Source organism: Vibrio sp. 1069, from assembly GCF_033340555.1.
Genome location: NZ_JAWOWP010000011.1, coordinates 1 through 26,592 on the forward strand (window position 1 = coordinate 1; position 26,592 = coordinate 26,592).

The 26,592-nt window shown below is 40.0% G+C and carries 36 protein-coding genes and 7 pseudogenes; 36 read left to right on the plus strand and 7 right to left on the minus strand.

Features of this window, described 5'->3' with window-relative positions; genetic code table 11:
• Positions 1–155: 155 nt before the first annotated feature.
• From R7040_RS16050 to R7040_RS16155, 21 genes and pseudogenes are all read left to right on the plus strand, one after another.
• Positions 156–479, plus strand: coding sequence for a hypothetical protein (locus R7040_RS16050; RefSeq protein ID WP_064354099.1), 324 nt, complete (start codon positions 156–158; stop codon positions 477–479).
• 159 nt (positions 480–638) lie between these two features.
• Complete coding sequence (locus R7040_RS16055) at positions 639–1,040, plus strand: HIT family protein (protein ID WP_064354098.1); 402 nt, start codon at positions 639–641, stop codon at positions 1,038–1,040.
• Between the two features lie 156 nt (positions 1,041–1,196).
• A complete protein-coding gene (locus tag R7040_RS16060) occupies positions 1,197–1,430 on the plus strand; it encodes a hypothetical protein (protein WP_064354097.1) in 234 nt (77 codons plus the stop codon).
• 192 nt (positions 1,431–1,622) lie between these two features.
• The gene (locus R7040_RS16065) at positions 1,623–2,099 is read left to right on the plus strand and encodes a GNAT family N-acetyltransferase (RefSeq protein WP_064354096.1); all 477 of its coding nucleotides are present in this window, start codon (positions 1,623–1,625) and stop codon (positions 2,097–2,099) included.
• Positions 2,100–2,236: 137 nt separating this feature from the next.
• Positions 2,237–2,788: a hypothetical protein gene (locus R7040_RS16070; RefSeq protein WP_054730956.1), complete on the plus strand. Its 552-nt coding sequence runs from the start codon at positions 2,237–2,239 to the stop codon at positions 2,786–2,788.
• Positions 2,789–2,938: 150 nt separating this feature from the next.
• Positions 2,939–3,112 carry a hypothetical protein gene (locus tag R7040_RS16075; RefSeq protein ID WP_153645908.1) on the plus strand — a complete coding sequence of 58 codons (174 nt, stop codon included), beginning with the start codon at positions 2,939–2,941 and terminating at the stop codon, positions 3,110–3,112.
• 76 nt (positions 3,113–3,188) lie between these two features.
• Positions 3,189–3,515: a type II toxin-antitoxin system YafO family toxin gene (locus R7040_RS16080; RefSeq protein ID WP_104975396.1), complete on the plus strand. Its 327-nt coding sequence runs from the start codon at positions 3,189–3,191 to the stop codon at positions 3,513–3,515.
• 8 nt (positions 3,516–3,523) lie between these two features.
• Positions 3,524–3,772, plus strand: a complete 249-nt coding sequence (locus R7040_RS16085) for a hypothetical protein (RefSeq protein WP_318096907.1) — start codon at positions 3,524–3,526, stop codon at positions 3,770–3,772.
• Between the two features lie 1,382 nt (positions 3,773–5,154).
• The gene (locus R7040_RS16090; RefSeq protein WP_104975392.1) at positions 5,155–5,622 is read left to right on the plus strand and encodes an NUDIX domain-containing protein; all 468 of its coding nucleotides are present in this window, start codon (positions 5,155–5,157) and stop codon (positions 5,620–5,622) included.
• A gap of 198 nt (positions 5,623–5,820) precedes the next feature.
• Positions 5,821–6,081: pseudogene (locus R7040_RS16095) on the plus strand (transposase); the annotation flags it as partial.
• Positions 6,078–6,737, plus strand: coding sequence for an IS3 family transposase (locus tag R7040_RS16100; RefSeq protein ID WP_169644111.1), 660 nt, complete (start codon positions 6,078–6,080; stop codon positions 6,735–6,737). The pseudogene R7040_RS16095 and the gene R7040_RS16100, both read left to right, overlap by 4 nt.
• Positions 6,721–6,927 carry an IS3 family transposase gene (locus R7040_RS16105; protein WP_169644108.1) on the plus strand — a complete coding sequence of 69 codons (207 nt, stop codon included), beginning with the start codon at positions 6,721–6,723 and terminating at the stop codon, positions 6,925–6,927. Before R7040_RS16100 ends, R7040_RS16105 begins: the two co-directional genes overlap by 17 nt.
• A 302-nt stretch (positions 6,928–7,229) precedes the next feature.
• A pseudogene (locus tag R7040_RS16110) lies at positions 7,230–7,391 on the plus strand (transposase); the annotation flags it as partial.
• Positions 7,392–7,533: 142 nt separating this feature from the next.
• Positions 7,534–7,818, plus strand: coding sequence for a hypothetical protein (locus R7040_RS16115; RefSeq protein ID WP_318096908.1), 285 nt, complete (start codon positions 7,534–7,536; stop codon positions 7,816–7,818).
• Between the two features lie 348 nt (positions 7,819–8,166).
• Positions 8,167–8,687, plus strand: a pseudogene (locus R7040_RS16120) (ClbS/DfsB family four-helix bundle protein).
• Between the two features lie 134 nt (positions 8,688–8,821).
• Positions 8,822–9,277 (plus strand): hypothetical protein, encoded by a 456-nt coding sequence (locus tag R7040_RS16125; RefSeq protein WP_104980026.1) that lies wholly within the window; start codon positions 8,822–8,824, stop codon positions 9,275–9,277.
• Positions 9,278–9,988: 711 nt separating this feature from the next.
• Positions 9,989–10,456: a hypothetical protein gene (locus R7040_RS16130; protein WP_104979300.1), complete on the plus strand. Its 468-nt coding sequence runs from the start codon at positions 9,989–9,991 to the stop codon at positions 10,454–10,456.
• A gap of 1 nt (position 10,457) precedes the next feature.
• The gene (locus tag R7040_RS16135; protein WP_104975383.1) at positions 10,458–10,688 is read left to right on the plus strand and encodes a hypothetical protein; all 231 of its coding nucleotides are present in this window, start codon (positions 10,458–10,460) and stop codon (positions 10,686–10,688) included.
• A 122-nt stretch (positions 10,689–10,810) separates the two neighbouring features.
• The gene (locus R7040_RS16140; protein WP_104975382.1) at positions 10,811–11,218 is read left to right on the plus strand and encodes a GFA family protein; all 408 of its coding nucleotides are present in this window, start codon (positions 10,811–10,813) and stop codon (positions 11,216–11,218) included.
• A 51-nt stretch (positions 11,219–11,269) separates the two neighbouring features.
• Positions 11,270–11,584, plus strand: a complete 315-nt coding sequence (locus R7040_RS16145; protein WP_258645098.1) for a hypothetical protein — start codon at positions 11,270–11,272, stop codon at positions 11,582–11,584.
• Between the two features lie 1,561 nt (positions 11,585–13,145).
• Entirely contained in the window at positions 13,146–13,481 is a 336-nt protein-coding gene (locus tag R7040_RS16155) for a zinc ribbon domain-containing protein YjdM (protein ID WP_064354030.1), read from the plus strand.
• A gap of 109 nt (positions 13,482–13,590) precedes the next feature.
• On the opposite strand, the gene R7040_RS16160 is transcribed toward R7040_RS16155, so the two are convergent.
• Both R7040_RS16160 and R7040_RS16165 read right to left on the minus strand, forming a co-directional pair.
• Positions 13,591–13,977 (minus strand): hypothetical protein, encoded by a 387-nt coding sequence (locus R7040_RS16160; RefSeq protein WP_064354028.1) that lies wholly within the window; start codon positions 13,975–13,977, stop codon positions 13,591–13,593.
• Positions 13,964–14,272, minus strand: a complete 309-nt coding sequence (locus R7040_RS16165; RefSeq protein WP_064354026.1) for a hypothetical protein — start codon at positions 14,270–14,272, stop codon at positions 13,964–13,966. Before R7040_RS16165 ends, R7040_RS16160 begins: the two co-directional genes overlap by 14 nt.
• Positions 14,273–14,821: 549 nt before the next feature.
• Here R7040_RS16165 and R7040_RS16170 point away from each other — a divergent pair.
• The 3 genes and pseudogenes from R7040_RS16170 to R7040_RS16180 form a co-directional block, all read left to right on the plus strand.
• Positions 14,822–15,160 (plus strand): annotated as a pseudogene (locus R7040_RS16170) (T6SS effector amidase Tae4 family protein); the annotation flags it as partial.
• A 505-nt stretch (positions 15,161–15,665) separates the two neighbouring features.
• Positions 15,666–16,199, plus strand: a complete 534-nt coding sequence (locus tag R7040_RS16175; RefSeq protein ID WP_064354025.1) for a DUF6817 domain-containing protein — start codon at positions 15,666–15,668, stop codon at positions 16,197–16,199.
• A gap of 197 nt (positions 16,200–16,396) precedes the next feature.
• Positions 16,397–16,762, plus strand: coding sequence for an OsmC family protein (locus R7040_RS16180; RefSeq protein ID WP_226975281.1), 366 nt, complete (start codon positions 16,397–16,399; stop codon positions 16,760–16,762).
• A gap of 202 nt (positions 16,763–16,964) precedes the next feature.
• Here R7040_RS16180 and R7040_RS16185 read toward each other — a convergent pair whose 3' ends face one another.
• From R7040_RS16185 to R7040_RS16195, 3 genes are all read right to left on the minus strand, one after another.
• Positions 16,965–17,441 carry an immunity protein YezG family protein gene (locus tag R7040_RS16185; RefSeq protein ID WP_064354022.1) on the minus strand — a complete coding sequence of 159 codons (477 nt, stop codon included), beginning with the start codon at positions 17,439–17,441 and terminating at the stop codon, positions 16,965–16,967.
• Positions 17,442–17,551: 110 nt separating this feature from the next.
• Complete coding sequence (locus R7040_RS16190; RefSeq protein ID WP_064354020.1) at positions 17,552–18,073, minus strand: hypothetical protein; 522 nt, start codon at positions 18,071–18,073, stop codon at positions 17,552–17,554.
• Positions 18,024–18,275 (minus strand): PAAR domain-containing protein, encoded by a 252-nt coding sequence (locus R7040_RS16195; protein ID WP_226975280.1) that lies wholly within the window; start codon positions 18,273–18,275, stop codon positions 18,024–18,026. The genes R7040_RS16190 and R7040_RS16195 overlap by 50 nt, the downstream gene beginning before the upstream one ends.
• Positions 18,276–18,766: 491 nt before the next feature.
• Here R7040_RS16195 and R7040_RS16200 point away from each other — a divergent pair, with 491 nt between their 5' ends.
• Both R7040_RS16200 and R7040_RS16205 read left to right on the plus strand, forming a co-directional pair.
• Positions 18,767–19,078, plus strand: coding sequence for a type II toxin-antitoxin system YafO family toxin (locus R7040_RS16200; protein ID WP_198039106.1), 312 nt, complete (start codon positions 18,767–18,769; stop codon positions 19,076–19,078).
• A complete protein-coding gene (locus R7040_RS16205; RefSeq protein ID WP_033907473.1) occupies positions 19,078–19,380 on the plus strand; it encodes a hypothetical protein in 303 nt (100 codons plus the stop codon). Before R7040_RS16200 ends, R7040_RS16205 begins: the two co-directional genes overlap by 1 nt.
• A gap of 191 nt (positions 19,381–19,571) precedes the next feature.
• Here R7040_RS16205 and R7040_RS16210 read toward each other — a convergent pair.
• Both R7040_RS16210 and R7040_RS16215 read right to left on the minus strand, forming a co-directional pair.
• A pseudogene (locus tag R7040_RS16210) lies at positions 19,572–19,766 on the minus strand (type II toxin-antitoxin system RelE/ParE family toxin); the annotation flags it as partial.
• Positions 19,752–19,859 (minus strand): annotated as a pseudogene (locus tag R7040_RS16215) (type II toxin-antitoxin system Phd/YefM family antitoxin); the annotation flags it as partial. The pseudogenes R7040_RS16215 and R7040_RS16210, both read right to left, overlap by 15 nt.
• A 227-nt stretch (positions 19,860–20,086) precedes the next feature.
• On the opposite strand from R7040_RS16215, the pseudogene R7040_RS16220 reads away from it, so the two are divergent.
• The 10 genes and pseudogenes from R7040_RS16220 (at position 20,087) to R7040_RS16265 (ending at position 26,556) form a co-directional block, all read left to right on the plus strand.
• A pseudogene (locus tag R7040_RS16220) lies at positions 20,087–20,608 on the plus strand (GNAT family N-acetyltransferase).
• 152 nt (positions 20,609–20,760) lie between these two features.
• The gene (locus R7040_RS16225; RefSeq protein WP_053306977.1) at positions 20,761–21,126 is read left to right on the plus strand and encodes a T6SS amidase immunity protein Tai4 family protein; all 366 of its coding nucleotides are present in this window, start codon (positions 20,761–20,763) and stop codon (positions 21,124–21,126) included.
• A 560-nt stretch (positions 21,127–21,686) separates the two neighbouring features.
• Positions 21,687–22,088, plus strand: coding sequence for a DUF2007 domain-containing protein (locus R7040_RS16230; protein ID WP_053306978.1), 402 nt, complete (start codon positions 21,687–21,689; stop codon positions 22,086–22,088).
• A gap of 143 nt (positions 22,089–22,231) precedes the next feature.
• On the plus strand, positions 22,232–22,840 hold the full coding sequence (locus tag R7040_RS16235) for a pyridoxamine 5'-phosphate oxidase family protein (RefSeq protein WP_065274601.1): 609 nt from the start codon (positions 22,232–22,234) through the stop codon (positions 22,838–22,840).
• A 141-nt stretch (positions 22,841–22,981) separates the two neighbouring features.
• On the plus strand, positions 22,982–23,395 hold the full coding sequence (locus R7040_RS16240; RefSeq protein WP_258470444.1) for an RDD family protein: 414 nt from the start codon (positions 22,982–22,984) through the stop codon (positions 23,393–23,395).
• A gap of 143 nt (positions 23,396–23,538) precedes the next feature.
• Positions 23,539–24,102 (plus strand): sugar O-acetyltransferase, encoded by a 564-nt coding sequence (locus tag R7040_RS16245; RefSeq protein WP_047102727.1) that lies wholly within the window; start codon positions 23,539–23,541, stop codon positions 24,100–24,102.
• 253 nt (positions 24,103–24,355) lie between these two features.
• A complete protein-coding gene (locus R7040_RS16250) occupies positions 24,356–24,901 on the plus strand; it encodes a GNAT family N-acetyltransferase (RefSeq protein ID WP_017634585.1) in 546 nt (181 codons plus the stop codon).
• A gap of 142 nt (positions 24,902–25,043) precedes the next feature.
• Positions 25,044–25,685, plus strand: coding sequence for an alanine--tRNA ligase-related protein (locus tag R7040_RS16255; protein ID WP_053350311.1), 642 nt, complete (start codon positions 25,044–25,046; stop codon positions 25,683–25,685).
• A gap of 143 nt (positions 25,686–25,828) precedes the next feature.
• Positions 25,829–26,116 carry a putative quinol monooxygenase gene (locus R7040_RS16260; RefSeq protein WP_158173947.1) on the plus strand — a complete coding sequence of 96 codons (288 nt, stop codon included), beginning with the start codon at positions 25,829–25,831 and terminating at the stop codon, positions 26,114–26,116.
• A gap of 143 nt (positions 26,117–26,259) precedes the next feature.
• Complete coding sequence (locus R7040_RS16265) at positions 26,260–26,556, plus strand: antibiotic biosynthesis monooxygenase family protein (protein ID WP_025768092.1); 297 nt, start codon at positions 26,260–26,262, stop codon at positions 26,554–26,556.
• The last annotated feature ends 36 nt before the right edge of the window (positions 26,557–26,592 follow it).

A 26,592-nucleotide genomic window follows, 5' to 3' on the forward strand; every position in this document is an offset into this window, starting at 1 on the left:
CGTTAGGTTAGCCAGTTAACAATCTGTTTAAGAGTGATTCGCAACGCGTGGCATTTTTGCTATGCGTTGCGTTTTTGCGTTTAAGGTGGTTTGCGGCGGCTTCGGCATTGCGTTGCTCACACCTTAACAGGGCGTTATGTTTTTTGGGAAAAATGATGGAATTCAAGCTAGAAATCTATACACCTGAAACAGAAGTTGTAGCTATCCGTGATGCACTTAACTCAGTTGGTGCAGGTGTTGTGGGTGACTATGACAGTGTTATTTCTATCGTAAAAATTTCAGGGTTCTGGAGACCAACTGAAGGCTCGGAACCTGTTACTGGCAAAAAGGGTGAAATTAACTTTGGTGAAGAGGTCAGAATTGACGTTAGATGCCAAGAGCCTTTAGTTCAAGCTCCACTTGATGCTATTCGAACAATTCACCCTTACGAAGAACCAGTGATCAACATTTTACCTCTATACAACCATAAGTTTGTCTAGCGACGTCAGCACAAACATAACAAACTGTTCAAGAGGGATTCGCAACGCGTGGCATTTTCACTATGCGTTGGTTTAAGTGATTAAGGTGGTGTGCGGCGGCTTCAGTATTGCGTTGCTCACCCCTTAACAGGGCGTTAGCATACTTTGATAGGAGTTCAGATGTCTACGATAGTCGAACAAATTGTTAATCGTGAAATTGACTCGGTCATCGTGTACGAATCTGACCAAGTTATAGCTTTTGCAGATCATGATCCAATCAACTTTGGGCATATTTTAATTTGTCCTAAGACTCAATACCGTACATTCATTGACCTGCCTGAGTCTGTGTTTTTTGAGATCACCGACGTTGCAAGAGATTTATATAAACGTATAGAAGCTAAGTTCAATCCCGATGGTATCGGCTTTATGCAAAACAATGGAGAGGCACCTCATTTCAACGAGCTCGATCACTACCATTTGCATATTTTCCCTAGGTTTCATGGAGACCAGTACGGTTGGGTTAGTAGTGAACTTGGAATTCAAACTATGGATAAACTAAGAGAATCACTTAAAGGTCTATGAGCATTGAAAAAGTATGCTAACAAATTGTTCAAGAGTGATTCGGCACGCGTGGCATTTTTACTATGCGTTGGTTTTGGTGGTTAAGGTGTTATGCGGAAGCATCGGTATTGCGTGCCTCACACCTTAACAAGGCGTTAGTATTCAGGAGGAAAATTAGTGCTTCATCAGATAGACAAATATCAGTGTTCTGCTTGCAACATTAAATCCAAACATATCACCGTATTGATTAGGAACCCTAGTCCTTTTGCTGGTGTAAAACATCAAAAGTGTAAAGAGTTTATAGCAGGGTTAATCAAAGGTTGGGCAGTTGGCCCATTTTTAGCTTCTATGGATGAGTTTTCTCGACATACGATCTGTGAAAACTGTGGTATCAAGACGGTAGAGAACTGATAAGTAAGACTTCTTTCTAAGTTCGGTGTAACAGGTTGGGTCTGAATACTAACAAACTGTTCAAGAGTGATTCGCAACGCGTGGCATTTTCGTCATGCGTTGATGTAAGTGATTAAGGTGGTATGCGGCGGCATCGGTATTGCGTTGCTCACACCTTAACAGGGCGTTAGGTGCTTGAAGGAAAAGGTAAGTATGGAAATTACTTTTCGGCAGATAAACATTGATGATTTCGAATTATGCGTTGCTGCAAGAAAAGATGCATACTTTTGTAGTTTTGGGCATTACGATGGTTTCGATGACTTCATCAGTGGTTATCGTGAACGAGTATTAGACCGGGTAGCAACATCAGGATGGTTCTATATCCATATATTTGTGGATGGTCAGTTTGCAGGGCAGTTAGAGTTTCGTAGCTTTTCACCCGAGCCGGGGACTGGCTATGTACATCTCATTTACTTAAAGCCGAATTTTCGTGGTTCAGGACTCGCTGCAAAATTGCAGGATTATATTGTAAGCACTTTGAGTAAAGCGGGTTGTTTGCGTGCTGTACTTTCAGTAAGCCGAACTAACCATCGAGCTCTTACATTCTATAAGCGTCATGGTTGGGAGTTCGTGCGCAAGAATCCCAAGCACGATGAAACAGACTTTTACCAACTTTGGCTACGCACCTAACAAACTGTTCAAGAGGGATTCGCAACGCGTGGCATTTTCACTATGCGTTGATTTTAGTGATTAAGGTGGTTTGCGGCGGCTTCGGTATTGCGTTGCTCACCCCTTAACAGAGCGTTAAATGTACAGGTGATATTGTAATGGATGAGCTTTCTGAAAAAATAATTAATAGAACGGAAGAGTTGTTTGTAGATACAGTTAAACTTGATGTAGAGATAGTTCAAGACCGCTTGACATATATAACATGGCTAACTGCTTTGGCTGTAGCGGGATTCACCTTTGCAATATCTTCTTTTGAAGCGGTTGATATAAAGGCAGTTCCTGAATTACACGGCATTAAGCTGCACTTACTATCTGTGGTCTTAGTTTTCGTATCAATAATTATCGGCGTTCTAGCGAAGTATCAAGGTCATCAAACGCTTTATTATAATCGTGGTCTAATAGCGATAGCTAAGACACAACGACTCCCATTTTATAGAAAGCGTGTTGAAGAGGAACCTTTGAGGTTTAGTAACAAGTACCATCGTTGTGGGTACTTACCCGAAGAGCACCAGAAGCGTTTTCAATATTTTCAAAGAAAGACAAAGCGTTGGTACTCTGAAGAGCATTTATTATATGCCCAAGTGACAGTTTTTTTAATCGGTTATGCTGGCGTGGCTACAGTTTTGCTAGAGTTGTGGGAATACATTTAACAAAGCATTCAAGAGTGATTCCCAACGCTTGGCATTTTTCATTCCATCGTTGGGTTTTGTGTTTACGGTTGTATGGTTAGGTTTCGTGGTAGCGTTGCTCACACCTTAACGCGGCGTTAGCCCTAAATTAAATAGAGAGGAAAGTGTAATATGCAACAAAGGAAAAAAGCGATAGTTCTCAAAAAAGAAAAAGTCTTAGATGGTGACAATAAGACAGAAGCACTCAAAAGAGATGAAATCAGGCGTTCAGCAGCGTTAACTGAACGAGCAACGATGAATGATTCAAAAATAAGGAACAAAGTAACTTTTATTGAAATGGAGTAATAAAAATGAACAAGGATGTAAAGGTTTTTGTAAGCTCAGGATTTAGAGATAATCTTGATAAAAGTAAACTAGATTTATTGGTCAGTTCAAAGATTACAAGAAAACGGGTGTTCCCCACAAATCATTTGGTCGAGACACTACTTATGATTTTCCAAGTCAGGTCAAGCAGGCTGGGATGTCCCACATCCATATTAGAGATTCTTCATCCAAACTTTGGCATTTGAAGAAGCTTTCATATCATAAGACCAGTAACACCGCGTTGATCTACTGCGAGGGCTTTTTGATTAAAAATTACTTTTTACTCTTAGGTTTTATTGAAAATGCTCATCAATTATGTAAATTAAAACCACTTTACTTAATGGAATTGGCCGACGTAGCTGAACGCTTTCGTGAAAAGTTTTAGGAGGTAGTATGAGCATTGAGTTTAATTGGGAAAAAGGACTGCCATCATTTGTTGGTATGTATTTTGTTGCGGTAAAACTAGGGCCAGCTGCAGGTGTTTATGATTTTGCTCAGTGGAATGGCTCGGTGTGGGAGTTACAAATAGAGGGTGACATAATTGCTTATGTAGGTATTCAAGAATTCAAGAACTCCTTGGATATCAAATGGCCTGAAGATGTAGTTATAGGAAAGAGAGCTTCAACAGCTATCAGAAGATGACTCTGAACTTTGGTCAGAATCCTAGGGCTAACAAAGCATTTAAGAGTGACTCCCAACGCTTGGCATTTTCAGTTCAAGGTTGGGTTTCGTGTTTACGGTGATATGGTTTGGTTTCGTGGTAGCGTTGCTCACACCTTAATGCGGCGTTAGCTCGCAAAGCAACCGTCGACAGTCGAACTACGTAATTATCAATTGTGTAAATTGCAAATTGCGTGTGAAGTTTAACTAATAAATTACAAAAGTATTTGTACCTTTTCTCAAAGAAAGTGACACTTCAAATGGTCTAGAGAGGAGGTTTTATGAGAGTTAATCGAGCGGTAATTGGTGCCGACCCTATAAAATATTATGCACAACTAATTGGCATGGAGAAGTACTTATCACGTTTAAGGCAACAGGCTAACTCTGTAGTTATAATGACAGGAATAGTCCTGTATAGAGAGCTACTAAGAAACAAGCAGTCAGAGGTTCTTCGCAAAATACTAGACTTGCCTGACAATCAGCTGAAATCAGCCTTGTATGGGTTAATATCACAAGTAGTTGGCAAATCCATATTGGTTTTCTTGGTCACTATCGGATAAAGAAACTTAGAAAATTTTTCGATACGAACAATGATGTTACAGACGCAATTAAGCTAATTGGTATCGATATTACAGTTCCAATAACGGTTGCTAGCGTTGCAGGCGTTTTATACAAAGTATCTGAAAAAGGGGTAAAAGAAGCCCCTCGGCACATATCAAAACAATTTAAAACGACTATTACATCTACTGTCGTAGCTCAGGTAGGCTCAAAGGTTGGGTTAAACGAAATCAATGCTAAAAGGGCTTCCGCCATTTTGGTAATAATGGTCAGCATAATTGCTTGTCAAACGCACTCAAACAGTAAAAGTGCACAAGACGAGTTGTTGAGAAGAGGGCTACTAAAAGCAGGTGATTTATAATGTTGATTTCCGTGTTAGTTATTATTTTTGCACTAGCAATAGTTCACTCGTCTCATGTGTTAATAATGTTACACATGTTGACACAGGAAAAGTTGCCTTTCTCCGTAACCTTTTTGAGGCCTCTGGCGCTGTGTCTAATGGGAGCATTCTGTCAGCATTCCCTAACAGTAGCGATTTCAGGTAATAGTTTGTCCATTATGATCATTTTTGTTTTTGTGATAACAAATGCTTTGTTCTTTATAGGTCTAAATTCAGCATTTCGAGCAAAGATGAAGGTTGGTACAGAGGAATCTTGAATCCAAGTGAGCTAACAAACAATTTAAGAGTGATTCAGCACACGTGGCATTCTTGCCATGCGTTGGCTTTCGGTGTTGAAGTGCTATGCAGCGACTTGGTCAATGCGTGCTTAACACCTTAATTGGGCGTTAGCTTTCAAGGAGGAAAATTGAGCGCAAGTGACTATATCAAAGAGGTTCGTTCTAAGATTGGAACGATGCCACTTCTTATCCCCGGCGTTGCGGGTATCATTTTAAATGAAAACAAAGAGCTACTACTTCAGCAAAAATCAGATGGTACATGGAGTCTTCCTGCCGGAATGATTGAACCTCAAGAGTCGTCAGTGGAAGCATTGACCAGGGAAGTGCGCGAGGAAACAGGTTTAGATGTAAAAGTAGATCGCCTACTTGGTGTATTTGGTGGTGAGGGTTTTGGTTTTACATACCCAAATGGTGTTCAAGTTGAATACACAGTCATCATGTTCAAATGTGTAGTAGAAAGTTCTTCTCAATCCGTAATCGATGATGAAGCGGTAAGCCTTAAATGGTTTTCAAAGGGGAATATGCCAAGGTTTGAGCTTCCTTACCCGTTAGACTGTTTGTTTGCAGAAAATGATTCAGCGTACTTCGTTGGCTAGAAAGCTAACAAATTGTTCAAGAGTGATTCGGCACGCATGGCATTTTTACTATGCGTTGGTTTTAGTGGTTAAGGCGTTATGCGGCCGAGTACCCCACGTTTAGTAGACACTTTACTAAGTTAGATCTAGGGTCTAATTGAGAGGTGATTTATGGCTAAACATCGTAATCCAGCGTACACCGAATAGTTCCGCAAAGAAGCAGTCCGCTTGGCCAGTCTTCCTGGCCGAACAGCCGTCTCCGTTGCCAAGGAGCTGGGCATCAGTGCCCAGCAGAACCGGAACTGGAAGCGCCAGTTCACACGCCTATCTGATAAACAGTTTAACACCTTAGATAGTGTCGATTATTCGAAGAAAGAGTCCGAAGAGCTTCGAGCGTTAAGGCGCGAGAACAAGCGACTCAAAGATGAAATGGAATTCCTAAAAAAGGTCTCGGCGTACTTCGCGAAGCAACAAGAGTGAAGTACGAATTCATCGAAAGCTATGTCGGTGAGTATTCCATTAGCTTAATGTGCCGTGCGTTAGAGGTGAGTCGAGGTGGTTATTACAAGTGGTGTCATCATACGCCAAATGAGCGTTCAAAGAGGCGAAAGCGCTTTGAACAGCTTGTCATGTGTACCTTTGCCCAATATCGGGCACGTTACGGCTCAGTGCGAATAGCCGAAGAGCTCAACGAAGCAGGCTATGCCTGCTGCGTGAATTATGTGGCTGATATCATGAAGGAAAAAGGTATCAGGGCACGTAATGGTAAAGGGTTTAAATACAGCAAGGATGTGGCTGCGATGAGGAATGTTGCTGACAATTTACTGCGAAGAGACTTTGAGTCTGAGATGCCAAATCAGAAGTGGGTCACGGACATCACGTATATCTGGGTGAAGAGCCGTTGGCTCTTCTTGGCGACAGTGATGGGCCTGTATTCAAGGCGTATCGTGGGTTGGTCGCTAGGGACAACGATGACCGTCGAGCTCATCACTAATGCGTTAAAAATGGCGTTTGAGTCACGTAAGCCGTCTAAGGGCGTCATTATCCACTCAGACCGTGGTGTACAATACAGAGCATATATATCAAGACTTCATGCGCAAGCATGGAGGTGTACCGAGCATGAGCCGACAGGGTAACTGTTGGGATAATATGGTGATGGAGTCGTTCTACAGCCGACTGAAAGTCGAACTGATATACGCAGAAGACTACCAAACTCTCGAAGAAGCCCGAATGGGCACCTTCGAATACATCGAGGTATTTTACAATCTCAGAAGAAGGCACTCAGCGTTAGGGCATGTCAGTCCGGTCGAGTACGAAAGTATGTAGTTATGTACTGTCTACTTTTTGTGGGGTACACCACTTTTCATGGCTATTACACACGAGTTTTAACTCCATCGTATATTTAATATCGACAATTAGGTCACTTGTTAGTTCGTAATTAATGTTCAGGTTTTATTTCATCTGGAGTTAATTATGTTTCCGAAAGATTTTTATTTTCAGCCCTAAACCACCTACTTCAGTAGGTGGTTATCATCCGCTTTGGCTTTGCCTGTAAATCTACTCATGCTAAATGCATCTTTGATTTTTCCAGAAGTCAAAGAGGACAAATAACATGAGTAGATACAATCAAGTTTCTTCACCTTAGGAAGAACAGGCTTTGGGGTAATCACTTTTGGCAAAGAGGCTATTTTGTCGATAGTGTTGGAATCAATGAAGAAATAATACGCCGATATGTAAGACATCAAGAGAAGCAAGAGCGAGTAGAGCAGCAGCAATTGGCGCTGGACTAAACAAAGGCCCTCTTTTAGGGGGCTCACACAAAGCCACCTTCTTTAGAAGGTGGTAATTTACATCTTACCCGAAGAACTATTTAGGATTGGTAATAAGGAAACTCCCAAGCTATCGCATGTGAGATCTAAGGATGTGGACACGATGCAGTTAAATGGTATAACGGTAATAATTGCTAATGGAAAGGGGATCAGTGTATTTGACAAGACTGGTATTAACCAATCTAACATGACGGGTTGGGTTTGGAGGTTTCCACCCAACACGCGCCCTCCTCAGGGGCTAAAGCTTGTAAATGATAAGCCACATCATTACGGTATCGCACCTGTCACAAATATGCCTTTAGATAAGTATAAGGGGTTACTGGAAGAGATGGCTTTGAAAGCAACAATGGTGTTTAAAAACGAGGGTAAAGTAGTTTTAGACGGATAACTTTAGATTTAGCACCTTCGGATATGAAATTAGTCCTAGAAGGTTTGGAGTCATTGGAAAAGCAATGGGCACATGTTTGTGAGAACTCTGACGATGAAATATCAGACTACGGTAACGATCTGATTGAATTGAGGTTGCTCATTAAATCACTACGAAACGATGCTATAAGTGTATTTGGAGATAATGTGGTTAATTTTTCAAGAGACCTTCTCTAAAATAAAGCTAACAAACTGTTTTAGAGTGATTCGCAACGCGTGGCATTTTTGCTATGCGTTGCGTTTAGTGGTTAAGGTGATATGCGGAAGCATTGGTATTGCGTTGCTCACACCTTAACAGAGCGTTATGTGAATGGAGGTCAAAATGTCTTCTGTGCCAAGAAATAAGGATGAATTGGAGTTGGCTATAAACTCAATATTTCCGAAACTCATGGCTGACTATCGTTCAATTCCGGAAGGCAAAGCTCGCAAACCTGGAGTAGAGGGAAACGTCAAAGGTAAAGCCATTAGCGTTAGTGATACAGTGGCTTACTTGATTGGTTGGGGAAACTCATTCTTAAATGGCATCACTTAAGATATCAAAACCAACATGTTGATTTCCCGGAAACTGGTTATAAATGGAACCAATTAGGCTCACTCGCTGAAAGCTTCCACGAAGAGTACTGTGAGTGGAAATATGATGATTTACTCATTGAGCTTGAGTCTACAGTTAACGAGATACTTTTACTCATTTCAAGCTTAAGTGACCATGATTCCTATGGTGTTGCGTGGTATGAACAATAGACTTTGGGGCGCATGATTCAGTTTAATACATCATCACCTATGAAAAATATGCGTACAAAAGTTCGGCGTTTCAATCGAGAATTCACATAACAAACTGTTTAAGAGTAATTCGCAACGCGAGGCATTTTTACTATGCGTTGGTTTTAGTGTTTAAGGTGGTATGCGGTCACTTTTGTATTGCGTGCCTGCGCCCCTTAACGCGGCGTTATGTTGAGAAGGGAGTTATGAAAACTTTATTGAGACAAAGTAAATTGGTCAGTTTTAAATTAATGTATAGCTTTATCACTAGAGTATTAATTTGTGGCATGTTTGCTTACTACTTAGTCGAGATATCTAAGGCTCCATTTTTAACACAATTAGGATACATCGCATTTTTTTGTGCTGTATCTTTAGCTGCTGAGTATTTAACATCCAAACCGAAACAGTCGCTAGAAGTTGTGCTTGATGGTAATAGTTTATCTCTTTTAGGTACAAGTATAAATACTGCTGATATTAATGAAATTTTGTATGCGCAAACCAAAAGGTTTGAACATACGGTAAGGTTTCGTTTCAAAAATCAGACCTATCAAGACTTTGAACTAGCTTTTCCTGACTTAATTGAAGAGCTAAGATTTTACCATTTTCTAGTTGAAAACCAGTTGCCTGTGAAGATGCTAGATAGTCATGAACGCGTTACTTAACATCTCAACATAACAAGTTCTTCAAGAGTGATTCGGCACGCGTGGCATTTTTACTATGCGTTGGGGTTAGTGATTAAAGTAGTATGCGTAGGCTTTTGTATTGCGTTGTTCGCCCCTTAGCAGGGCGTTAGTACGGGTTTGACATCAAAGGTCATCAGTTTTGGTGTTTATCTGTTTTGGCGCTCATATTTACACCTTTAAGTTAGTGCCTTTCACGTTCTTTCCGGTGGCACTATATGCGGAGTGTTCGCTTTGATTTCACCGTTTACGGCTTCTAACTCTTAGCCTATTTCTTTGGCTCTTCTTCATTTTCGTAGTGGTTTTTGAGAGAACCTTGATTACTTTTGGTGTGGCTGTTGAAGTACGAGGAAAGAATCCTTTTCTAATTTGAAGCTAATGAATGTAGGGTAGTTCAGTACGTTTTTCTTCTAGCCAACTTTCGTCTCTCTATCGGTTTTAAGTTTTGTAGCTGCCCGTCTCACCTCAGTGTTCAAAGTCTTTCATATCATTTAAGTTTTCAATATCTTGGAGCGCATAAATAGAAGTAGCGCATGTACTAACAAATTGCTTAAGAGTGATTCGTAACGCGTGGCATTTTTACTTTGCGGTGGCTTATGGTGATTAAGGCGCTTTGCGGTATCTTTTGTATTGCGTTACTCACACCTTAGCAAGGCGTTAGCTCTCTCGAGAATTTAAGCAAAAGGAGGAAACATGGAAACTGTTACATTGCTAAAAGATGTGTTGTTAGATAAGGGGCAAATTCATAACTATTATGAGGGTAAAGTACCTCTTAATTTGTGGAGAGGATTAAATGTTAAAAAAGGTATGGAGCTTTTTGAACTAATTGAAGATACTCTACTTCTTTTAAATGGTAGACCTAGACCTGCTGACATTACTATTAAAGGAATGGGAGTTGATGCGAGAGTGTTAGTGAAAGACCGGCCAAGAGGCATCAGTACGTTTGATCGACCAGGGATACCACAGGGACCAAATTGGCAGCACTATCGGATACCAGAGGGCACACCTTTACCTTCTGGGTTGGCGATAGTTAAAGATCAGTATAACCCTCGTTTTGGTGCGTATCATTACACTATCGCTCCTGCTTATGATATGCCCTTGTCAAAGTTTAAGTTACTATTGAGTAAATTAGCGAAGTTAGCAGTAAGAGAGGCTGCGTAAGATGAATATACCTAAGCCATATGTACCGATGCTATTATCGGCAGTTAGAGATGCTGTTCTATATAATCAAAACTTGTTACATAGTGAAACTTTGCGAGAACGTGAAGATTATGAGGAATACTTAGTTCATTTGACTCAGTTTTTTGAATATTTGAAAGATGAATATAAAAGCAATGAAGCAGAATATGGTTTGAAGCTAGAGCAGTTGCTACCTGAACAAGCAGAGAGCTAACAAAGCATTTAAGAGTGATTCCCAACGCTTGGCATTTTGTATTTACGAAGGTATGGTTAGGTTTCGTGGTAGCGTTGCTCACACCTTAATGCGGCGTTATGCAATAGGGAGGAAAACTCAGGATGTGTGCAGGATTTGAAGGTTCATGTTTATGCGGAGGCGTCCGATTTTCTGTTAGTGGGTTTAGTGAAAAAGTAGCTAATTGTCATTGTTCTATGTGTCGAAAATTTCACGGTGCAGCGTTTGGGAAACTGGTTGGGGTCAAAGGTTTAAGTTGGCTTACAGGTAAGCATTTACTCAAAGAGTTTGTTGCATCAAACGGAACGACTAGAATGTTCTGTTCTAACTGTGGTTCTAGCCTCGGGTTCAGGGTGAAAGGTGAGTCTCTGGAAAAGATCGAACTGGCTATTTCGGTATTTGATGTTGATATACCTGTAAAAGTCGATGCTCAAATTTACACGGGCTATAAGGCTAAATGGTGTGAATTGCACAAAGGTTTAGGTCTTGTGGTGGCGTTGCTCACTACTTAACGTGGCGTTATGAGCTAAAGAATAATTAGGAGAATAGTTCTGTTGATCAGTGTGGCTGTTTTTTGTGTCAGTGTGGGGTTCTACTTTTGGTATGGAGAAAGTGATACGTCGGTAAAGGAAGCCGGTATTGCAATGCTTGTCTATATTGCGTATACGATTTTGTATTTGTTTGTTCCGCCTTTCCCTTTGGGTACGTCATCACAAATGGGGCAATTATACGGTTTTGTGCCACTGTTATCTTTTGGGGCCATTTTATTTCCTCATTTAAATACACAATCACCGGAAACAATAACACGAACAATCGGTTGGGGTGGCCTTATCACAGTTGCGCTTATCCTCGTTTGTTTCAAACTTTTTGTCTGGTAAGTGGGCAACATAAGTACGCTCATAACAAACTGTTCAAGAGGGATTCAGTACGCCTGGCATTTCTGATATGCGTTGATTTTAGTGGTTAAGACGGCATGCGGCAGCATAGGTATTGCGTGCTTCACCCCTTAACAAGGCGTTATGCTTAATCACGTAAAATCAGTGGTTTATTGTTTTTCTTTGTTCCCTCGGCTGGTTGGTTTCGAGTTTGTCGGCAAGTTAACTTCATTGGGCACTGTTTTTTGGACACTTATTCTTTGGCGCTGAAAATTCAGATAGTTGCCTCAATCAGCAATTTGATCTTCAGTTTTTGAGTTTTAGCGGCCGAATTTCAAAGCTCGATTTTCAAAACTATGAGTCATTTCGGTTTTCTACGTTTTGGCTTTGGTTTGTAAATCAAAGTCGAGTTAATTTTGTGCCTAATAAAGCGTAACCCATTGAAAATTAATCACAAAAAGCGTTCAAGAGGGGGTCATGCCGCGTGGCATTTTTGCTATGCGTTGATTTTAGTGTTTAAGGTGGTATGCGGTCGCTTCGGTAATGCGTTGCTCACCCATTAACAGAGCGTTATGTTTGCCAACGGCATCGAAAAGCTAATGTAATTCAATGTTATATGATAATTAGAGCTTTCGACTGAGCTCCAGAAGCCTACAACTGGCGTTATGATGAATATCATACTGAAATTACCCTTGTTGCATATTCGCGAACTAGTGACACATAGATGTATACGCCCATCAAATTCTATATTTCTTTACCTTTTGACTTGTTCTGGCTCGGACGCAAAACTAAGGCAAAGTTTGATTACATTCGAACGACTCCTCCACGAGATATGGAGGCTGTATGGGATTTTAAAATATACAATAAAAACGGAATTGAGTGCGTTGATTGTAAATCCGGAAGGCTGTCTCCTTCAATTATCGAAACCCTCATTTTGGTACGTTGTGGTGGAAGATTCCACAACATACTAAAATACCAAATGGTTTGCATGTTTCGCTGGGCGAAGATGGAGGTAAAGGGAAGCATCATTTCACAATTCGTCCGCTTCAAGATATGCCTCTTAGTTTATATTTGACAAAATTGCAGCAGTTAGAATCTAGTGCCAGACCATGTTTTATTAATTCTCCAAACTCACAGGTAGGTTGAAATGTTCAATGAAAAAGAGCTCCGTTATATTAGGCTGTGCTTAAAAGAAAAACTAGAAAGAGAGCATGTTCTGTTATCCCAATTGGGCGAAGACAGTGATGAGTATATGGAAAAAGCAAATGATCTTATGGTACTAGACTCTTTGATCGCCAAGCTTAGCCAATAGGCAAACATAACAAAGCGTTTAAGAGTGATTCCCAACGCTTGGCATTTTTCATCCATCGTTGGGTTTCGTGTTTACGGTGGTATGGTTAGGTTTCGTGGTTGCGTTGCTCACACCTTAATGCGCGTTATGGCTTTCGGAATAATTCGAGTTAGGTAGCACAGTTGGTATTACTAAATATAGTGCCCTAACTCTCGCTAATCGAGCGTTATCAACTTATCATATATCAAATGTTAATCGAAAAGTTGAAAGTTTATGTCATTCTCTCCTTGTCCAAATTGTCATTCTGAATATGTGTATCAAGATCAAGCTAACTTGGTTTGTCCGGAGTGTGCGTTTGAGTGGAACCCTGGTGAATTTGCCCAAGATGAACTTATTAATGTTAAGGATGCAAATGGTACTTTGTTAGCCGAGGGTGACAGAGTTACTTTGGCAAAAGATCTTAAAGTTAAAGGTAGCTCCCTGATGTTGAAAATCGGTACAAAAGCAGTTGTTAGACGTATTGTTGATAGTAAAGATCACCAACTCGACTGCAAGGTCGATGGTGCTGGAGAAATGATGGTAACAGCGGCGTTCGTGAAAAAAGCTTAGGCTCGCGAAGTTAAGTATCGCCATAACAAAGCATTTAAGAGTGATTCCAAACGCTTGGCATTTTCAGTTCAAGGTTGGGTTTTGTGGGGTACACCAGCTTTTGGGACGCTCAGTTTTTAGAGAACTCGTGGTCCCTAAGTTTTTGCAGAAAGTCGTCACTCATTATATCTAGCCCTAAAGCATCAAACGCACTCCGTGTATCAAATAAAAAAATAAACTCTCTCTCTATTTCAGACAGCTTTTCAGTGCCAATTGCCTTTTCGAGTTTTAACCTTAGTTTTTTGGTTTTTTCGGAAGGCTTCTCTTTTAAGCATTGCTCAACCGTCTTTTCAGACAAGTACATGACAGTATAGTATTGAATTTCCGGTGATAAACTATGTATCCAATGATCTTCAGAAATAACAAAGTCCCGCTCATTTACACAATCAAAAGCAAATGAATTTGAAAATGTAATGAGGGTAAATACAAAGAGTAACGTTGATTTATAAGCTTTCATATGTACACTGACAAAATTTAAGTTCTTTCCCTGTTTTACTCGTAAAGTGCATCAAAGCTTCATTCTTTATGATTTTTCGAGTAATTACAGGTATTGATGTTGCACCACGAGCGAAGGTTTCCCAATCTGCTGTTGATATATTGTATGTGGCTGTAGCAAATGTGTTTTTGAAGAAAATTTGGTAAGTCGCGGTTGATCCACCAAGCACAGAAAGTAGCTTCATGTTTGTAACTCGTTTGTTGATTTCACGGATGCTGTTATGAGAACTTTCAGATACTACAAGTCCTTGAATCATGAATTTTTTTACTGCTATGTCCTCTGCCTTAAATGGGTGTTTTGATGCATAATATTTGCTTCTGTTTAGTGGGTACGTTTTGTGAGTTTAAAATGTGACGTATAGCTCAATAAAAGGTTTTTTCATTCTTTCCTAAGATTAGAACAAACATAACAAAGCATTTAAGAGTGATTCATAACGCTTGGCATTTTTAGTTCCATCTTTGGGTTTTGTGTTTACGGCGGTAAGGTTACGGTTCGTAGTAGCGTTGCTCACACCTTAATGCGGCGTTATGTAACTTCATGATTAGTCAGTTTCAAAACAATATGATTTCAATTATAAAATTTTCTTCTCTTTTTTACATGAGGTCGAATCAGCGGCACATTATATATCTTAAGATACTTACTAAGGATTGAGGTGAAAATGAAATTGCCAACATGGGAAAATCTTCGTGCCAATTACCCTGCTTTACCAGCTAATGTGGTTTTTAAAAAAATTGGTGGTAAAGTAGGTTCGAAGTACGAACTAGGTATATTTTCAAACGCTTGTGCTATTTGAGTTTCCAAAGCTCTTAATGGTAGCGGCGTAGAACACAAAATTCCTCGTTACAACGCGATTAGTCCGGAAGGAAAAATGAGTCTTCAAGTCTCTTCGGGACAAGATAAATTTTGGTATATTTTTCGAGTCAAAATTCTTATCAAATACCTATCAGAAAAATACTTTAGCCCTGAAGAGCTGACTCCCGAAGAGCACCTAGAGAAAATTAAAGAGCGTAAGGGCATAATTATCTATCAAGTTGACGGATGGAGTGATGCGACAGGGCATGCTGACCTATGGGGTGGGAATAAATGCGTATACCAAGGGTATGCATCAGTCACTCACAAAGTTCTGTTCTGGGAGTGCACATGATCAAGGTTATGACTTTCATACTTTTACTGATGTCATTATCTTTAAAAGCTAATACTGGTCCCCAATCTAATATCGATGAACGACTAATACAATTCGCGAGAGCGAATTGTTTATATCAGTACTTTCAACATAAAAACTATGACTTAGGTGATATTAGAAATATCTCTGCAGGTATAGTGCAAATGAATTCTATATCACCAGACACTTTCGTTGAAGTATCTAGGCTAGTAAAAAAATATGAGCCCGCAATTAATTATAAGAATGAGACGTCTCCTTTACTCGCGAAGTGTTTTACTTTGGAATACGATCCTTTTTTTCTAGAAAATCTGAGCTTGTTAACTCAGGTTGAGTAAAGTTACATAACAAACTATTTAAGAGTGATTCGCAACGTATGGCATTTTTGCTATGCGTTGCGTTTAGTGGTTAAGGTGTTGTGCGGAAGCGTCGGTATTGCGTTGCTCACACCTTAACAGGGCGTTATGCGACCTAAAGGGAATTGAGATTTATGGATAAATTTGGAATGCTTCAAGAACTTGGAGCGGGTGACTTTAAGCACCTTAACGGTTCATTGGAAGTACACCTGAAAGGCACTGAACAAGTTCTAATTAACTGGGGTAGTAGCGAGTTACTTCAAATCGCAGGTCTCTTTCATGCCGCGTATGGAACAGCGGATTTCGATGAAAATATGGTGTCGCTAAGCCAGCGCCAAGAAATAGCGCGAATTATTGGTAATGATGAAGAAGCATTGGTTTATTTGTATTGCTCATGCGACCGAAAGTATGTATTCCCTCAATTTGGCAAAGTGCTAGAAATCCAATTTAAAGACAGATTTACTGGTTCAACATTCAAACTCGACAGTGCAATGGTGAAATTGTTTTGCGAGTTAAAGGTCGCTAATGAGTTAGAGCTTGTTTATAGCAGTGCAGAGTTCAAACTCAAATATGGTGCTGAGCTATTTGAACTGTTCCAAGGTATGGATAGCTACTTAAGTACCGAGGCTAGAAAGGCGTACAAATCAGCATTGTCGTATTTCGCATAACAAACTGTTTAAGAGGGATTCGCAACGCGTGGCATTTTTACTATGCGTTGAATTTAGTGATTAAGGTTTTATGCGGTGGACTCGGTATTGCGTTGCTCACGCCTTAATAAGGCGTTAAGTGCAATCAACAATAGTGACATCAAAAAGTAGGGAAGTATGAGTATTAATATAAAGTGGATGGTGATTGTCGTTTTAAAGTGTCAGCTGAAGACGGCTTTACGTTTAATGTTGACGCTACAACTGAGAAAGCCTCTTGCCCAACGGAAATTCTATTGTCGGCTTTAGGTTCATGGAGTGCTACGGATGTCGTCTTGTTACTGCAAGATCAAGGTGTTGAAGTTAAAGGCCTAGAAAATACGGTTACTTTCGCCCTAACAGAATCAGAGCCTCGTTTATATAAATCGGCAAACTTACACTTTACAGTAAATGGCAGTGGTTTTAAAGAGTCTGACATTTTGCGATCAGCTCAAGGAGAAGCGGTGGAAAAGCATTGTCATGTTTGTCTGTTGAGCCCTACGATCGATATCACTTGTTCAGCTGAAGTGGGTAAAAATTGCAACTAACAAACTGTTCAAGAGGGATTCGTAACGCGTGGCATTTTTACTATGCGTTGAGTTCAGTGATTAAGGTGGTCTGCTGTGACATAGGTGTTGCGTTACTCACCCCTTAATTGGGCGTTAGGTGATAAGCTAGGTCTTTTAGATTGAAGCCACAACCACTTACTTCATTTCGTAAGTGGTTGTGGAGTTTTATTAAAAGTTTGTGTTAGTCTTTTTTAAACATGGCTGAATCCGGATCAAACCAAGGGCGGTAAGCATTTTCACCAAGGCCATCCCATGTTTCAATTAATTGCATAGTTTCGCTATCAGGATATATATCTTTATCTGGAGCTAATGAACTTAACCATGCCCAATCCTCATCCCATTTAAATTCAATTTTAAAATCACCGTCAGGATGAACAACAAAACGAGCTTTATTCCAAGGCTTGCTCTGTTCTTTACTAGACATTAAATCAAATAAGTCACTAAAGGCATCATCAAGTTCAATGTTATCAGAACTATAGATGTCGAGATCCTTCACATCATCTGAGTTAGCATCTACTAAGTACCGGTCTTGAAAATATACCGCTCTAGTAGAAAGGTTCATAGCAATGTCAACCCAAGCTACACACCACTGTTCGGGAACCACCTCCGAGATAGCTCCTCCAATATGGTTATAAATTTCTTCCGCTGATGAAAACATAAATTTACCTTAATTCTTAAATACCAAACGATTGGTGGAGCCACCATTTACAGTCCACTTTGAAATAAGTTTGGACTGTGTCTCTCCTTTACCATACTTAATTCGGATATCTACTTCCACGTATTTTCCTTCATCAAGTGCCAGTGACCACCATCATAGTTTGGGTCATCCCCTCCATACTTTGATTGAGTAGATGAATTACGGTGCAGTTTATCACGCATAGCTTGATTTTTAATGGGAGACTTTTGCAGTTTCCCCGTTATTCGTATTGTTCTACCTTGTGCGTCGGTTTCGTAGGTGTACGTTACTGGGCTTCCTTCATGAGTTGAGGTTACCTCATATAGAGTATTCGGTTCAGGAGGTTCTAGTTCGATCGCCCACGATCTCTGTTTCCCTTTTATGCCTGAAGCTTGTCCTGCACTAACCTTAACAATTGGTTTCTGCTCACGGGGAATATTCCCAACTGAATCATTAGTTAGTGAGTTTGTCTGTGTCGCAGAGCCTGTAGCACTTTTAGGTTTTGGCGTAGAAGCTTGACTGCCACTGTCTCCTACGAGCACTGTTGGGTTTCCAATTACTATTTTACTGCCGTGAGCCGTTCCGTGCCCCCATACGAACTGCGAGCTTTCCATTGATAAACACCAAACTAGAATCTTGGCTTATGGAATCTGGTGGACCAACACAAACAAGACGGTCCCCTTTTCGAGCCGCAGGTAACCCACCAATTTTAACATTGGGTGAACCAACGACAACAGGGCCGCCCACATGCGGAATTTTAGCGGTGACTTTGAGGCAGATGTGCATTGATGTTATTGTTGCTGTGGGTTTTCCCATGGCCACCCCTTACTGTAGATTGAGTTGCATATATTGTTCCTGATAAGGCATCTATATTCTGTGGCTAGTGTAATATTTGAAGTCACATCAACTAACAAACTGTTTCAGAGTGATTCGCAACGCGTGGTATTTTCACTATGCGTTGGTTTTAGTTTTTAAGGTGGTATGCGGCGGCTTTTGTATTGCGTTGCTCACACCTTAACAGAGCGTTATTGGAATTTAGATTTAGATATTTAACGTTAAAGGAGTAAAAATGAAATAAAAATCAAGATCTAAGGCGAAAAAACAGGAAACTTTCCCCTCTCATTATGTTGCTATAAATAGAGCAAAAAGGAGCTTTGAGCGTGCTAAAGATAGGCAAAGTGAAAGTTTCACTGAATTTGTAGAAGTCAAATAAAAGAGAAACGGTTTAAACATGGAGGTCAAAGTATACGTAACTAGGGTTCTCAGTGAGGAAAGAAAACTTAACAAAGACCTAGATTTATTAATTCATGACTTTAAGCCGTCACAAGCAAGGTCATCAGATATCATATTTTGGTAAAGAAGTCCCATATCATAGACCAGCTCCTGCAGCAGAAGATGTTGGGTTAATGCATATTCATATACTAGATAAAGTTAAAACGCTAAAACTTGGCTATATTAATACAAGTGATAGTGTCTTAATTTATACTGAGGATGCTACATGCATCAATACTTACTTTATAATCGATTTCTTGGTGGATGGTGCTCATGCGCCGGCGAGAAGACCCGAGTCTATGAGTTGGTTAATTGATAAGGTGGAAGCATTTAGGAATCAGAAATAATGAGTAAAGTTAAGATCAAAGCTACATGGTTTGAGGGTACAGAGCCTAGCGAAATTGGTGTCTACTTAGTTGCAATAAGACATCTTAGTGGTTTTGGCTCGTATGACTACTTATATTGGGATGGTAAATGTTGGTTGAATAAAACGACTTCTGATATTGTCGGCTGGTCGCCAATATCTGACATGCTGACACAACTAGATGCTGGTTGGCCTACTGGTGACTTAGAAACAGATATAGAGTTTGAAAAATACAAGAAACAACATGGTGGTAAGTGTGATGATGATTTCATCGAAGTAGAGTAGCCCATAATAAATTCAAATAACAAAGCATTTAAGAGTGATTCCCAACGCATGGCATTTTTCACTCCATCGTTGGGTTTTGTCTTTATGGTGGTCTGGTTAAGTTTCGTGGTAGCGTTGCTCACACCTTAATGCGGCGTTAGTTTACATGGATAAACTCTCACCCTAATTATGCTTCTAAGGTGAAAATCGTGTTATTTCAGATGATTCTGGGGTAGCTGTGATTGACCTAATACAGCAACAACTAAGATAAAGTTATCTTCTTTGGTGAAACAAGCTGTGTGTTTTCCTATCGGGAAATAAAAGCCATTTGGGTACATCTCGTCACAACTTCTTCCTAAATCTGGATTATCAGCTAGCATCTGAAACCCTGATAGCAGAGTATCTTTACTGTTTTTGCTGATTTTTACTGGCTCGCGTTGTGCGCTTAGAAGTAGTTCGCCGAAATTTTGTTTGGCATCATTGGCTGTTAATGTATGCATGGCCAGTTCCCAATTGAGTGTACAGTTAGATCATAATATATCGCATGAAATGTTCAATTTAATTAAATCGCGTGATTCGTGCGAAATGTAAACTAACAAACTGTCTAATATTGATTCTCAACTCGTGGCATTAACTGGGCGTTGAGCTCAGTGATTAAATCGGTATGCGGCGGCTTTTGTATTGCGTTGCTCAACTCCAAAAGGTCATTAATACTCAAAGGTCAAATATGGATATTTACCCAGAAATCGAGTTATCTAAAGCGCAGCATAATGCAATTGAAGCTCTTAGAAACAAGTCGTTTCCTGAACACCAAGTTACTCGCTCTTAATATAAGCAACTCCCGCATATGAGAGTTCTGAATTACGAAGGTGATCAGTTAGTTGGTTACATGGGATTAGACTACAGAGTTGTTCGCGTTGGTGATGAAATTTATAAAGTATTAGGTGTGAGTGACTTTTGCGTCGAGAGCACAGTTCAAAGACAAGGTATTGGCACAACAATGTTGTCTCAACTCAGCGAGTATGCGTCCACTAAAGATGTCGACTTCATCATTTTAGTCTCCGTTTTGGAGCGTTTTTATCTGGCTAATGGTTATCAGCGCCTTAACTCTCTAAGTTCTTGGTTGCGAGTTCACGAACATAAAAATTACGGTGTTGCTGTAGAGCAACTAGATGATTTATATGTTAAACCTATCAGCGGAAAAACTTGGGCTTTTGGTCATATAGATTGGTTAGGGTATATGTATTAGTCTGTAGTGGGCTAATAATTGGTTCACAACAAGAGTGGTTACACATGGCATTTTCACTATGAGTTGATTTAAGTGATGTAGGGCAGTTTTGTATTGTGATACTCACTCCTTAATAATGTGCTGTAACTCTTAGGAAGCAAAAGGTTTAATTTATGAAATGTAGAGTACTAGTAACCAGCATAAGTATTGCTCTTTGTAGTGTAGGAGAGGCCGCGAATCCACTAAGTATTCAAAGCGATGAGCAACTGTTTAAAAACTTCGCTCTCTCATCTTGCATTGCGACTAATTACAAAGGATCAGCTGTTGCGAAAGATGCGATAACGGCGATGCAAGGCTACAGAGAGTTTTCCGAGCTTCCTTTGGAGTCATTCTTTGGGGTTAGCGAGCTATTGGAAAAATATGATATGGCTATTTACAAATCAAAAAATGGTAACGTGATCAAATTGGCCTACTGTATAGACTTTTCTAATTCAGACGATGTTCATAAGCTATACATTAATGCGAAATCAGAGTTATAACAAACTGCTCAAAGTTGATTCGCAACGTGTGGTATTTTTACGGCGCAATACGTTGAGTGATTAAGATGATTTTTAGTGGCTTCTGTATTGAATTACTCATCTCTTAGCGGGGCATTATGCGGTGATGTAAATATGAAGATATTTTTAATAGTAGCAACACTCGTTCAGTTTACTCTCCTGAGTTTCTCGAAATACTATTGCTCAATTGCAAATGAGGTGCTTAGAAAGGCGGTGGAAACTAAAGAGAGTAATTTTCTATCTTTCCTTGATAAGTATGATTATTACAATGACTTAGATAATTATCTAGGCTTAGCGTCCGCTACAGTGTGGGTTATGGTCGTGCTCGTGATAAAGTTGAAAAATGTATCAAGCACCGACATGGCTCATGTGGCTGTTTGTTTGCCGTTATTTTTTCATATGGTTTTGATGTCGATGTAGTTTCAATAGTTGTGGTTGGGTGATTAGGTACAACAAACGGTTCAGGCTAGCGTACCATACATGGCATTTCCAATTAGCGTTTCTTATACGTTACGAGAGCGCTTTCCCACAAGGAGTAATATGTGATTGTAGTAGCAAGGTTTTCTTTTCCTCATGAAGCTCATATTGCGAGAGCAAGCCTAGATAGTGTCGGAATAGAAAGTTACATCGCTGACGAGCACACGGTAAATACTCAGTGGCTTTATTCAAATGCAATAGGCGGCGTCCGTCTGATGGTGGCCGAAAGTGATGCAGAAGATGCGAAAAAAATACTTAGTAGCGATTTCTCAGAATCATTGGGAAATGAAGTTGACGTTGATGAAGAAAAAGACGTTTGCCCTAAATGTGGTAGTAAAGATCTATTTGCATTTACAAAAGGTAAACGCCCAGCTTTCTTAGTTTTTATTTTACTGGGTTTTCCACTGTTTTTTTACAAGCATGGTTATAAGTGTAAGCAGTGTGGGGAGTTTAGTGAAAAACTTTAAATCTTTAGATAACAAGGCATTAAAGAGATAACTTGTACTCGTAGTATTTTTACGATGAGTTAGGTCGAGTGCCTATACAAGAAGTCAGAGTTACTGCTTGCTTACAAGCAAAGTATTATACGATAGTGAAGGAATAACATTGAATGAGTGAAATTAACACAATAGAGCAGTTAAAAGAAATTTACGCAGAGCCAAGTGCGAGAGCTAAAAATAAAGCTCTGCCTGTGCTGGATGTTCATGCGATTACATTAATTAATAATTGCCATTTTGCAGTTCTAAGTACCGCTGATTCACAAGGGTATATCGATCTCTCTCCTAAAGGAGGAGAGCCTGGCTTCGTAAAAGTTTTAGATGAATCAACATTGTTGCTCCCTGATAGCTCGGGGAACAATCGTATCGATAGTCTAAAAAATATCATTAGTAACCCCAAGGTAGGGTTGTTATTGATGGTAAATGGTATTGATGAAGTGCTCCGTATTAAAGGAATCGCAAGTATTCACACCGACGCCAACTTGATATCTGCTTGCCCCGATGGAAGTAAAGATCCTAAGGTTGTTATCAAAATAGTCATAGAGAGTATGTATTTTCATTGTGCGAAAGCGGTGATGAGAGGGAAACTTTGGTCTGATGACTATAAAGTAAATCGCTCAATTCTCCCTTCATTAGCTCAAATCTTTAAAGATCAACAAAAGTTAGAAAGTAAAGCGCTTAATCAAGAAGAGATGTTGAAATATTACCAATCTAGCCTTTAGAACGAGCGTGGTAATATATTGAAAAGATAGCAAAATCAGGTTCGACCGTGCTTTACGGAAGTATGGATTAGGTTTAGTGGGGATGTTACTGTCTCAATAGCGTTAGTTCACAAATAAACAATTGTTAGTCCAAATTTTAAAATGAAAAATGCAGGAAAATTTACTCTAGAAAATTACGTTTTGGCTAGTCCGGGAGTTAGGTGTGTTGGACAAATTATTGATCTTTTTGTCAGTTTTAGCATTTTTACGCTCGTTTTATGGGGCGGCTTAGAAATCGGTATTGAAAAAGAGCTTGTGCGCGCTACAGCAGTAACTGCGACTGTATCGTATTACCTTTTTTCTGATTGTTTACCAAATGGTCAAAGTGTGGGTAAAAAACTTTTGGGCATTGCAGTTATAAGTGCAAGAACGGGTAAAAAGTGCAATATTTTTCAGTCGCTCTTTCGAAATGTTATTACTCCATTCTTAGGTTTTATTGACTCAATTTTCATTCTTGGTAAAAAGAGGCAACGGCTCGGTGATAAGTTAGTGAGAACGGTGGTGGTAGTGCACTAGTTTGTTGAAAAAATTGTTAACGCTGAGGACTAGGGTTCAAGTCGGGCTTTGTTTTCGTGGTGGAACAGCCTCGCTTAGGAGGTAGCGTTACTCACATACTTAATGTAGCGTTGTAAGAAAATTGGTATTGGAGTCCAAGTTTTATGTCAGAAAAAGAGAAAATGTTAGCAGGTGAGCTTTATGACCCAAGTGATGAAGAGTTATTAAAGTTAAGGTTGAGCGCTAGGTTACTAACTGAAAAATTGAATGCCACGTCTGTTGAGCATAAACAAAAGCGAGTTCAAATAACTAAGCGCTTGTTCGGTACAACAGGTGACGATATTCATGTTGAATCTTCTTTCAATTGCGACTACGGATCCAACATTCACGTTGGAGATAATTTTTACGCTAATTTTGGTTGTGTGATTTTGGATGTTGCGGAAGTTAAGTTTGGTGATAACTGTTTACTTGGGCCTCAAGTTGGAATTTATACTGCGACTCATCCCTTAGATCCTATCGAGAGGAACAGTGGTTTAGAGCTAGCAAAGCCCATAAACATTGGTGACAATTGTTGGATAGGTGGCCATGCCGTAATCAACCCTGGCGTAACACTTGGGAACAACGTGGTGGTAGCCTCTGGCGCAGTCGTTACAAAGAGTTTTAGAGACAATGTCGTTGTTGGTGGCAACCCAGCCAGAGTACTGAAGGAAATCGTCACTAAGCGATAATAAAGTATATGGACTATTTTGAGCCTGAGTTTAGGACTTATGATCAACTCACTCCAAGCTTTGATGCGTTCAGCGGTTACTTGTTGACGCACTTGAATGTCTAAAATTTGCTTCAATATAGAATCGTGACACGTGGCGCTTTTACCGTGCGTTGAGCTTGTTTAAAAGTCTCATACGAAATCATTTGTATTACGTGTCTCACACTTTTATTGTATTTTCGTCACCAATAACAAACCAAAAGGCTGGCTCCAAAATGTTAGTAACAAAGATTGAAACGGAACGATTAATTCTAAGAGAGCTAGTTGAAGATGATGCAAGCGAATTGTTTGATATCTTCTCAGACCATGAGGTCATGAAATATTGGAACACTGGCCCTTGGGTTTCAATTGAAGAAGCGCGGACATTTATAGCCAAGAGTACACAGGCCATGAATAGCAATACAGAAGTGACACTAGGCATCTTCCTAAAGAGCAATGGCCAACTTCTGGGTAAGATAATGCTGTTTAATCACGTGAAAGAGTCTAGGCGCGCAGAAATTGGCTTTGGCGTTAGTCGTCATTTCTGGGGTAAAGGCATTGTATTAGAGGCGGGAACTGCATTAATCGAACACGCATTCAAAACACTGAATCTACGTCGAATCGAGGCTGAGATAGATCCAGACAATGCTTCTTCAGGTAAAGTCTTGGAACGGTTAGGTTTTATAAAGGAAGGTTTCCTAAGGCAGCGTTGGGAAGTGAATGGAGTAGTCTCAGATTCCGCAATTTACGGGTTGTTAGCTAAACCCCTAGACAGCGTTTAGTATCCGGCCTTAAACGCATCTAATAGGTCTAGCCTGCTCGTGCTCTATACACAGCCTTACATTTGACGGTGAGGTTTCTTGAATTGACTTGGTGGTCACTGAATGTACTATCAAAGATAGGACTTACTGCAAGGATAGCAGCATGAGCGAGAAATTATTTTGGGTTAATCCCTACCAAACAGAACTTAACTCAAGAGTGAGCAATGTAGACGGAAATAAGGTTGAATTGGACCAGACTATCTTCTTTGCAGAGTCTGGAGGCCAAGAGAGTGATAAAGGAACGATTAATGGTATTCCGGTTTTGATTGCTCAAAAGTTAGGTGTTCGACTTATTTACACATTGGAATCCTCTCCAAATTTTACTCTTGGTGACATTGTAACTACGAATATTGATTGGAAGCGTAGATACGCCTTAATGAAGCTACACTTTGCGGCTGAAGTGGTGCTCGAGATGTTTTATCAGCGTCGGGAAGGCATTGTTAAGATAGGCGCGCATATTTCTGAAAATAAGAGTCGCATAGATTTCGAGTGGTCTGAAAGTATTGGCCCGCTATTGAAAGAAATTGAAACTGATGTGCAAGATTTGATTAACTCTGATTCAGTCATTATTAGTGACTTTTCCGATCAAGAGAGTGAAAGAAGGTATTGGAGAGTGGATGGGTTTGCGCAAGTGCCTTGCGGTGGCACTCACTTAAAGCGCACATCAGAAGTCGGCCAAATTCAATTAAAACGCAAGAACATCGGTAAAGGCAAAGAAAGGGTAGAGATAACCTTATGTTCGTAGGTCGATAGGGCATTAGAAATAGATTCCTAACACGTGGCATTTTAATTCATGGTGAGATTCACATTTGCGATATGATGGTTGAGATTGAGGGCGTGTTGGCTACTTCTTAACGAAACGCTACACGATAGGGGCGGGAGGATGATATGTCGAAAGTTACATTGAAAGGCTTTATTTTAGTTCCGGAAAAGGATTTAGAATTAGTAAAACATGAGTTAATAATTCACAAAAGGCTCACGTTAGAAGAGTCGGGCTGCCTTACTTTTCTTGTGACTCAAAGCTCGACTAATCCGTTTCGTTTTGATGTCTATGAGGAGTTCGTCGACAAAGCCTCTTTTAAACAACATCAGGAAAGAGTTCAAGCCTCACATTGGGGAAAAGTAACAGCCAATGTTAAACGGCAATACGAAATCTTTGAATGTGTGCATGACTAATCGAATCGGAGTGATTTAGAGCGTTTACGCTTTGTTTTTTAGATTGCTCTACGCTCTACTATGTTGCTTTATTCATCTATTAACCTGGCTTAGTGTTCTTGATACTTTGCCGTATTAAATCTAGAAATTTTAATGGAAGTGTTATGTTTAGAGTTGTGTATGAATGGCGTGTGCCAAGTGAAAAAATGGATGAGTTTCAAAATATATGGCGTTCGACGACAGATTCAATTCATCAGTCAGTAGATGGGGCGCTTGGTAGTTTTATGCTTCGTTCTTACGATGTACCGGAAAAGGTTTTAACTATTGCCAAGTGGCGAACACGTGAAGACTGGGAGCGGTTTTGGGGAACTAGTAACCCAGAAAAAATGAAGAAGATGAGTGAAATTGCAGAGCGTATTTCAGTTGAACCATTCGATGAAATTGAAGATAGAACTAAGTAGGGCAATAGAAACGTTAAAGTGATGCCTAATGAACAG

Bases quoted from the DNA above. Each gene is read 5' to 3' on its own strand.
- R7040_RS16050 (WP_064354099.1), top strand. From the start codon at position 156: ATGGAATTCAAGCTAGAAATCTATACACCTGAAACAGAAGTTGTAGCT.
- R7040_RS16055 (WP_064354098.1), top strand. From the start codon at position 639: ATGTCTACGATAGTCGAACAAATTGTTAATCGTGAAATTGACTCGGTC.
- R7040_RS16065 (WP_064354096.1), top strand. From the start codon at position 1,623: ATGGAAATTACTTTTCGGCAGATAAACATTGATGATTTCGAATTATGC.
- R7040_RS16070 (WP_054730956.1), top strand. From the start codon at position 2,237: ATGGATGAGCTTTCTGAAAAAATAATTAATAGAACGGAAGAGTTGTTT.
- R7040_RS16075 (WP_153645908.1), top strand. From the start codon at position 2,939: ATGCAACAAAGGAAAAAAGCGATAGTTCTCAAAAAAGAAAAAGTCTTA.
- R7040_RS16085 (WP_318096907.1), top strand. From the start codon at position 3,524: ATGAGCATTGAGTTTAATTGGGAAAAAGGACTGCCATCATTTGTTGGT.
- R7040_RS16105 (WP_169644108.1), top strand. From the start codon at position 6,721: ATGAGCCGACAGGGTAACTGTTGGGATAATATGGTGATGGAGTCGTTC.
- R7040_RS16115 (WP_318096908.1), top strand. From the start codon at position 7,534: ATGCAGTTAAATGGTATAACGGTAATAATTGCTAATGGAAAGGGGATC.
- R7040_RS16125 (WP_104980026.1), top strand. From the start codon at position 8,822: ATGAAAACTTTATTGAGACAAAGTAAATTGGTCAGTTTTAAATTAATG.
- R7040_RS16130 (WP_104979300.1), top strand. From the start codon at position 9,989: ATGGAAACTGTTACATTGCTAAAAGATGTGTTGTTAGATAAGGGGCAA.
- R7040_RS16135 (WP_104975383.1), top strand. From the start codon at position 10,458: ATGAATATACCTAAGCCATATGTACCGATGCTATTATCGGCAGTTAGA.
- R7040_RS16140 (WP_104975382.1), top strand. From the start codon at position 10,811: ATGTGTGCAGGATTTGAAGGTTCATGTTTATGCGGAGGCGTCCGATTT.
- R7040_RS16155 (WP_064354030.1), top strand. From the start codon at position 13,146: ATGTCATTCTCTCCTTGTCCAAATTGTCATTCTGAATATGTGTATCAA.
- R7040_RS16160 (WP_064354028.1), bottom strand. From the start codon at position 13,977: ATGAAAGCTTATAAATCAACGTTACTCTTTGTATTTACCCTCATTACA.
- R7040_RS16165 (WP_064354026.1), bottom strand. From the start codon at position 14,272: ATGATTCAAGGACTTGTAGTATCTGAAAGTTCTCATAACAGCATCCGT.
- R7040_RS16175 (WP_064354025.1), top strand. From the start codon at position 15,666: ATGGATAAATTTGGAATGCTTCAAGAACTTGGAGCGGGTGACTTTAAG.
- R7040_RS16185 (WP_064354022.1), bottom strand. From the start codon at position 17,441: ATGTTTTCATCAGCGGAAGAAATTTATAACCATATTGGAGGAGCTATC.
- R7040_RS16190 (WP_064354020.1), bottom strand. From the start codon at position 18,073: ATGGAAAGCTCGCAGTTCGTATGGGGGCACGGAACGGCTCACGGCAGT.
- R7040_RS16195 (WP_226975280.1), bottom strand. From the start codon at position 18,275: ATGGGAAAACCCACAGCAACAATAACATCAATGCACATCTGCCTCAAA.
- R7040_RS16200 (WP_198039106.1), top strand. From the start codon at position 18,767: ATGACTTTAAGCCGTCACAAGCAAGGTCATCAGATATCATATTTTGGT.
- R7040_RS16205 (WP_033907473.1), top strand. From the start codon at position 19,078: ATGAGTAAAGTTAAGATCAAAGCTACATGGTTTGAGGGTACAGAGCCT.
- R7040_RS16225 (WP_053306977.1), top strand. From the start codon at position 20,761: ATGAAATGTAGAGTACTAGTAACCAGCATAAGTATTGCTCTTTGTAGT.
- R7040_RS16235 (WP_065274601.1), top strand. From the start codon at position 22,232: ATGAGTGAAATTAACACAATAGAGCAGTTAAAAGAAATTTACGCAGAG.
- R7040_RS16240 (WP_258470444.1), top strand. From the start codon at position 22,982: ATGAAAAATGCAGGAAAATTTACTCTAGAAAATTACGTTTTGGCTAGT.
- R7040_RS16245 (WP_047102727.1), top strand. From the start codon at position 23,539: ATGTCAGAAAAAGAGAAAATGTTAGCAGGTGAGCTTTATGACCCAAGT.
- R7040_RS16250 (WP_017634585.1), top strand. From the start codon at position 24,356: ATGTTAGTAACAAAGATTGAAACGGAACGATTAATTCTAAGAGAGCTA.
- R7040_RS16255 (WP_053350311.1), top strand. From the start codon at position 25,044: ATGAGCGAGAAATTATTTTGGGTTAATCCCTACCAAACAGAACTTAAC.
- R7040_RS16260 (WP_158173947.1), top strand. From the start codon at position 25,829: ATGTCGAAAGTTACATTGAAAGGCTTTATTTTAGTTCCGGAAAAGGAT.
- R7040_RS16265 (WP_025768092.1), top strand. From the start codon at position 26,260: ATGTTTAGAGTTGTGTATGAATGGCGTGTGCCAAGTGAAAAAATGGAT.